Source organism: Massilia sp. NBRC 108631, assembly GCF_059704565.1.
This window is the reverse complement of the sequence record NZ_BAAKJE010000263.1, coordinates 1-7,571: the sequence shown is the minus strand read 5'-3', so window position 1 is coordinate 7,571 and position 7,571 is coordinate 1. Positions and strand designations below refer to the sequence as shown.

At 66.1% G+C, this 7,571-nt stretch carries 4 protein-coding genes; all 4 read left to right on the top strand.

The window, feature by feature from the left end:
- Nucleotides 1-1,848: xanthine dehydrogenase family protein molybdopterin-binding subunit (locus AC6H42_RS28860; protein ID WP_497549520.1), on the top strand; the 1,848-nt coding region annotated here is incomplete at its 5' end.
- A 235-nt stretch (nt 1,849-2,083) separates the two neighbouring features.
- Nucleotides 2,084-4,951 (top strand): phosphoenolpyruvate carboxylase, encoded by a 2,868-nt coding sequence (ppc, locus tag AC6H42_RS28855; protein ID WP_057154787.1) that lies wholly within the window; start codon nt 2,084-2,086, stop codon nt 4,949-4,951.
- Nucleotides 4,952-4,990: 39 nt separating this feature from the next.
- Nucleotides 4,991-6,469 (top strand): pyruvate kinase, encoded by a 1,479-nt coding sequence (gene pyk, locus AC6H42_RS28850; protein ID WP_229418142.1) that lies wholly within the window; start codon nt 4,991-4,993, stop codon nt 6,467-6,469.
- A gap of 26 nt (nt 6,470-6,495) precedes the next feature.
- The coding region (gene eno / locus AC6H42_RS28845) for a phosphopyruvate hydratase (protein WP_497549519.1) at nt 6,496-7,571 on the top strand (1,076 nt) is incomplete at its 3' end.

The window sequence follows — 7,571 nt, the reverse complement described above, 5'->3', positions numbered from 1 at the left end:
CACCAGACCGGCCTGCGTTCGCACCTGGAGCGCGCCAGGGAGCCGAGCCACATGAAGGCGGGCTACACGCCGCCGCCGGACGAGAAGGGCCACGCGCTGCAGGCCTGGGAGGCGGCGCCGGTGCGCATCGATAGCAGCTTTTACAGCGGCGTGGAGCACCACAACCCGATGGAGCTGTTTTCCTCCACGGTGATCCGGGCCCGGGACGGCCACCTGACCATCCACGACAAGACGCAAAGCTCGCAGAACAGCCGCTGGTACGTGTCGCACGTGTTCGGCCTGGCCAAGGACAAAGTCACCGTGCGCAACACCTACGTGGGCGGCGCCTTCGGCTCCGGCCTGCGCCCGCAGTACCAGCTGCCGTTGGCCGTGATGGCCGCGCTGATGCTGAAACGCTCGGTGCGCGTGACGCTCACGCGCCAGCAGATGTTTACCTTCGGCCACCGGCCGGAGACGGTGCAGCGGCTACGGCTGGCCGCAAGCGAGGACGGCAAGCTGCAGTCCATCATGCACGAGGCGGTGGCGGAAACCTCGCGCAGCGAGGACTATGTGGAAGCGGTGGTCAACTGGTCCGGCCAGCTGTATGCCTGCGACAACATCAGGCTGGACTACCAGTTGGTGGCGCTGGACCAGTTCACGCCGCTGGATATGCGCGCGCCCGGCGCCGCGCATGGCATGCACGCGCTGGAAATCGCCATGGACGAACTGTCCTATGTGCTCAAGATGGACCCGCTGGCGCTGCGCCTGGCGAACTACGCAAGCGTGAACCCCACCGACGGCAAGCCGTATTCGAGCAAGCAGCTGCGCCAGTGCTACCAGCAGGGCGCGCAGCTGTTCGGCTGGGCGCGCCGGCCGCCGGCGCCGCGCGCCATGCGGGTGGGCCGCGAACTGGTGGGATGGGGCATGGCCACCGGCATGTGGGACGCGATGCAGATGTTCGCCCGCGCCAGCGCGGTGCTGCATGCGGACGGCAGGCTGGTGGTCAGCAGTGCCGCCACCGATATCGGCACCGGCACCTACACCGCCATGGCCATGATCGCGGCCGAGGCGCTAGGCCTGCCGCTCGAACGGGTGGTATTCCAGTTGGGCGACTCCACGTTGCCGGTGGCGCCGGTCGAGGGCGGATCGTCGCACGTGGCCACGGTGGGCTCCGCAGTGGCCGGCGTGTGCGAGAAACTGTGCAAAAGCCTGCTCAAACTGGCGCACCGGCTGCCGGACTCGCCATTTTCCGGCAAGCGCATGAAGGACGTGGAATTCGCCGGGGGCGCGCTGCGCCTGCGCGCGCGGCCGGAGGTGTCGGTGGGGCTGGCGGCGCTGCTGGCCACGGCCGGCATGCAGCGCATGGAGGAAAAATACCTGATGCTGCCGGCCATGCTCAAGCAGCGCAAGTACACGCGCGCGGTGCATTCGGCGGTCTTCTGCGAGGTGCGGGTGGACGAGGCGCTGGGCACGGTGCGCGTGACGCGGGTGGTGAGCGCGGTGGCGGCCGGGCGCATCATCAACGCCCGCACGGCGGCCAGCCAGGTGTCGGGCGGGGTGGTGTGGGGCATCAGCCAGGCGCTGCACGAGGAAAGCAGCATGGACCACCGCCACGGACGTTTCATGAATCACAACTTCGCCGAGTACCACGTGGCCGTCAATGCCGACATCCACGACATCCAGGTGGTGTTCGTGGAGGAGGATGACCGCATCGTCAGCCGCATCGGCGCCAAGGGCGTGGGCGAGATCGGCATCGTCGGCGTGGCCGCCGCCGTCAGCAACGCCATCTACCACGCCACCGGCCGCCGCCTGCGCAGCACGCCCATGACGCCGGACAAGGTGCTGCCGGGCGAAACGCCTCCCGCCTGAGCCCCGGCGCCGCCTTCCGCAGGCGGCGCGGCGCGTGCGCCTGCGGTGTGGCGCCATTCCAAATACATATACAAATCGGCAAAGAATTCAGTTGCCGACGCTGGGTTTTTTGTCACATAATGTAGTAAATTTACGATATAGCAGGTATCTGGCACGGTGTATTGTGTCTACGTGTCAGTTTTGCTGTAATTCTGATTCTAAACTGAAAAATTACTACATACTGATGAGGCGGGAGATGGACGGTTCAAATTCGGTGGGGTTCAAGGACGAGTTACTGGGGCGCGACATCCGCCAATTGGGCCGCATGCTGGGCGACACCATCCGTGCGCAGCACGGCGATGAGGCATTCAACCGCATTGAAAACGTGCGGCAACTGGCGATCCGCTTCCGCCGCGAGCAGGACGCGGGCGCCCAGGCGCAGCTGGAAGAGGCGCTGCACGCGCTGTCGCCGGACGAAACCAGCCAGCTGATACGCGCTTTCGGCTACTTCTCGCTGCTGGCCAATATCGCGGAAGACCAGCACCACAGCAGGCGCAGCCGCGCGCACTTGCTGGCCGGTTCGGCGCCGCGCCTGGGCAGCCTGGCCAAGGCGGTACAGAACGTGGTGAGCGCCGGCCGCACGGAAGCCTTCGGCGACTTTTTCGCCGAGGCCCACATCAGCCCCGTGTTTACCGCGCACCCGACCGAGGTGCAGCGCAAGAGCACCCTGAACTGCCAGATGGCCATCGCCCGCGAACTCGATGAACGCGACCGCGTGCAGATGACGCCCGAAGAGCAGGAGCAGAACGACGAAGCGCTGGCGCGCGGCATCCACACGCTGTGGCAAACCCGCCTGCTGCGCACGGCCAAGCTGTCGGTGCTGGACGAGGTGGAGAACGGCCTGTCCTTCTTCGACCGCACCATCCTGAGCGGCCTGCCGCAGCTGTACAGCACCCTGCAGGACATGCTGGCCAAGCTGGATGCGCGCTGGGCCGACGAGGAACTGCCGACCTTCATGAAAGTGGGCAGCTGGATCGGCGGCGACCGCGACGGCAACCCCTTCGTTACCGCCACCGTGCTGCGCGCCACGCTGGCGCGCCAGGCCGACGTGGCGCTGGAACACTACCTGGGCGAGCTGCACAAGCTGGCCTCGCAGCTGTCGCTGGCGCAGACCATGGCGGGCTGCTCGGAGCAGCTGCGCCAGCTGGCCGACGCCTCGCCCGACCATTCGCCGCACCGCGTGGACGAACCGTACCGCCGCGCCATCTACGGCATCCATAACCGCCTGGCCGCCAACCGCGCACTGCTGACCAGCGCCGCTGCAGCCGGCCGCGCCGACGCCGGCGCCGCTGCCAGCGCCGCGGCGGGCGCGCGTGCGGCCGTTGCCACCATCTGGCCGGCCGCGGCGGCGGCCGGCTTCGCGCCGGCCGCTCCCGGCGCGGGAGCCCAGCCTTACGCGTCGGCGCAGGAACTGCTGGCCGACCTGGAAACGGTGCACGAATCGCTGGTGGCGCACGGCTCGGCCGTGCTGGCCCGGGGGCGCCTGCGCCAGCTGCGCCGCGCGGTGAAGGTGTTCGGCTTCTCGCTGGCGCCGATCGACCTGCGCCAGAATTCGGACGTGCACCAGCGCGTGGTGGCCGAAATCCTGGCCAGCGCGCGTCCCGGCGTGGACTACGCGTCGCTGTCCGAATCCGAGCGCTGCAAGCTGCTGCTGGAAGAGCTGCACACCCCGCGCCTGCTGATTTCCCCGTACACCACCTATTCCGAAGAGACCGCCGGCGAACTGGCCATCTTCCGCGCGGTGGGCGATGCGCACCGCGCCTACGGCGCCGAGTCCATCACCAACTACATCATCTCCAAGGCCGACAGTGTGTCCGACCTGCTGGAAGTGGCGCTGCTGCTGAAGGAACACGGCCTGCTGCGCGCCGGCTCCGTCACCGAAGTATCGTCGATGGCGGTCAACATCATCCCGCTGTTCGAAACCATCGGCGACTTGCAGGCCGGTCCGGACATCATGGACCGCGCCTTCCGCCTGCCGCTGTACATGGACCTGCTGCGCTCGCGCGGCAGCCTGCACGAAGTGATGCTGGGCTATTCGGACTCCAACAAGGACGGCGGCTTCCTCACCTCCGGCTGGGAACTGTACAAGGCCGAGATCGAGCTGGTGGAAGTGTTCAAGCGCCACGGCGTCAAGATGCGTTTGTTCCACGGCCGCGGCGGTTCCGTCGGCCGGGGCGGCGGTCCGAGCTACGAAGCCATCCTGGCCCAGCCGCAAGGCGCGGTGCAGGGCCGCATCCGCCTCACCGAGCAGGGCGAAGTCATCACCGCCAAGTACGCCAATCCGGAAGTGGGCCGCCGCAACCTGGAGGTGATGGTGGCCGCCACCATGGAAGCGACCATGCTGCCGCCGCGCGGCATCGAGCCGGACGCCGCCCAGCTGGCCGCCATGCAGGCGCTGTCGGACGAGGCAATGCGCAGCTACCGCTCGCTGGTGTACGAGACTGAAGGCTTCGAGACCTATTTCTGGGAATCGACCGTGATCTCGGAAATCGCCGCGCTGAACATCGGCAGCCGTCCCGCCTCGCGCAAGAAGTCCACCTCGATCGAAGACCTGCGCGCCATTCCGTGGGTGCTGAGCTGGGCCCAGTGCCGCGTGATGCTGCCGGGCTGGTTCGGCTTCGGTTCGGCCGTGCAGCAATTCCTGGCCCGGAACAAGGACGGCCTGGCGCTGCTGCGGCAGATGTACCGCGACTGGCCGTTCTTCAACACGCTACTGTCCAATATGGACATGGTGCTGGCCAAGAGCGACATCGCCATCGCCAGCCGCTACGCCACGCTGGTGAGCGACGCCACGCTGCGCGACACCATCTTCGGCCGCATCCGCGCCGAGCATGAGCGCACCATCGCCGCGCTGAAGGAGATCACCGGCCAGGCCGAGCTGCAGGACGCCAACCCGCTGCTGCAACGCTCGATCCGCAACCGTTTCCCCTACATCGATCCGCTGAACCACTTGCAGGTCGAGCTGCTGCGCCGCTTCCGCGATGGCGATTCGGATGCCGCCACGCGCGAGGGCATCCATTTATCGATCAACGGCATCGCCGCCGGCCTGCGCAACAGCGGCTGACGCTGCGCTTATTTCAACCTACAACACGAAAGAGACAACGTGCCACATACTCCAGCAAGCATTGCCCGCCGCGCCACCAAGATCGTATCGACCATCGGCCCGGCCTCGAACGACATTGAAACCCTGATCCGCATGTTCAAGGCCGGTGTCGATGTCGTGCGCCTGAATTTCTCGCACGGCAAGGCGCAAGACCACGTCGAGCGCGCCCGCATGGTGCGCGAAGCGGCTGCGCACTGCGGCCGCGAAGTGGCCATCATGGCCGACCTGCAGGGTCCGAAGATCCGCGTCGGCAAATTCGAGGAAGGCAAGATCCAGCTGGAGAACGGCGCACGCTTCATCCTGGATGCGAAGTGGGGCGAGAATGGCGAACTGGGCAACCTGGAACGCGTGGGCCTGGATTACAAGGACCTGCCGCGCGACCTGCGTCCGCAGGACGTGCTGCTGCTGAACGACGGCCTGATCGTGCTGGTGGTGGACCGCATCTCCGGCAGCGAAATTTTCACCACCGTGAAAATTGGCGGCGAACTGTCGAACAACAAGGGTATCAACCGCCAGGGCGGCGGCCTGACCGCGCCGGCCCTGACGGCCAAGGACATGGAAGACATCAAGACCGCGATGAGCTTTCAGGCGGACTATATCGCCGTGTCCTTCCCGAAGAACGCCACCGACATGGTGATGGCGCGCCAGCTGGCCAATATCGCCGGCGAGCCTTACCAGCACAAGCCGTTCATGATCGCCAAGATCGAGCGCGCCGAAGCCATTCCGGCGCTGCAGGAAATCCTGGACGCGTCCGACGGCATCATGGTGGCGCGCGGCGACCTGGCCGTTGAAGTGGGCAACGCGGCCGTGCCGGCGCTGCAAAAGCGCATGATCAAGATGGCGCGCGCTTCCAACAAGCTGGCCATCACCGCCACGCAGATGATGGAATCGATGATCGTCAACGCCGTGCCGACCCGCGCCGAAGTATCGGACGTGGCCAACGCGGTGCTGGACGGCACCGACGCGGTGATGACCTCGGCCGAAACGGCGTCCGGCAAATACCCCGTCGAGACTGTGGAAGCGATGGCGGCGATCTGCCTGGATGCGGAGAAGTGGAACCCGTCCAACCCGGACGTGGACCTGATCAACACCACCTTCAGCCGCATCGACCAGTCCATTGCCTACGGCGCGCTGTTTACCGCGCACCACTTGCGCGTGAAGGCCATCGCCGCGCTGACCGAATCCGGTTCCACCTGCCTGTGGATGAGCCGTAACAATATCGACATCCCGATCATCGCGCTCACGCCGAGCGTGGCCACGCAGCGCAAGCTGGCGCTGTACCGCAACGTGCAGGCGCTGGAACTGAAACAGACGCGCGAGCGCGAAGTGGTGCTGCGCTCGGTGGAGGAACTGCTGGTGGCGCGCGGCATTGCCGAACGCGGCGACACCGTGGTGCTGACCTGGGGCGAGCCCATGGGCCTGGTCGGCGGCACCAACGCACTGAAGATCATGAAGCTTGGCGCACCTGCGCATAACTGATAACTCGTACCCACCGGAGACCTGGAATGACTGCAATTGTTGACGTTATTGCGCGCGAAATCATCGATTCGCGCGGCAATCCCACCGTTGAATGCGACGTGCTGCTGGAGTCCGGCGTCACCGGCCGCGCAGCCGTGCCGTCGGGCGCCTCGACCGGTTCGCGCGAAGCCATCGAGCTGCGCGACGGCGATCCGAAGCGCTACTTCGGCAAGGGCGTGCTGCAAGCCTGCGAGAATATCAACACCGAAATCGCGGAAGCCATCATCGGCCTGGACGCCAATGAGCAGGCGTTCATCGACCGCACGCTGATCGACCTGGATGGCACCGAGAACAAGTCGCGCCTGGGCGCCAACGCCACGCTGGCTGTGTCCATGGCCGTGGCCAAGGCCGCCGCCGAGGAGTCGGGACTGCCGCTGTACCGCTATTTCGGCGGCTCGGGCGGCATGGAAATGCCGGTGCCGATGATGAACGTGATTAACGGCGGCGCGCACGCCGACAACAACCTGGACATCCAGGAATTCATGATCATCCCGGTCGGTGCGCCTTCCTTCCGCGAAGCGATCCGCTACGGCGCCGAAGTGTTCCACACGCTGAAGAAGATCCTGCACAAGCAGGGCCTGACCACGGCGGTGGGCGACGAGGGTGGCTTCGCGCCGTCGGTCTCGTCGCATGAAGAGGCGATCAAGCTGATCATCCAGGCCATCGAAGAAGCCGGCTACAAGCCGGGCGAGCAGATCGCGCTGGGCCTCGACTGCGCCGCTTCCGAGTTCTACAAGGACGGCAAGTACCAGCTGGAGGGCGAGGGCCTGAGCCTGAGCGCCGCCGAATTTACCGGTCTGCTGGCCTCGTGGTGCGACAAGTATCCTATCGTGTCGATCGAGGACGCGATGGCCGAAGGCGACTGGGACGGCTGGGCCACCTTGACCGAAGTGCTGGGCAAGCGCGTGCAGTTGGTGGGCGACGACCTGTTCGTCACCAATACCAAGATCCTGAAGGAAGGCATCCAGAAGGGCATCGCCAACTCGATCCTGATCAAGATCAACCAGATCGGCACCCTGACCGAGACCTTCGCCGCCATCGAAATGGCCAAGCGCGCCGGCTA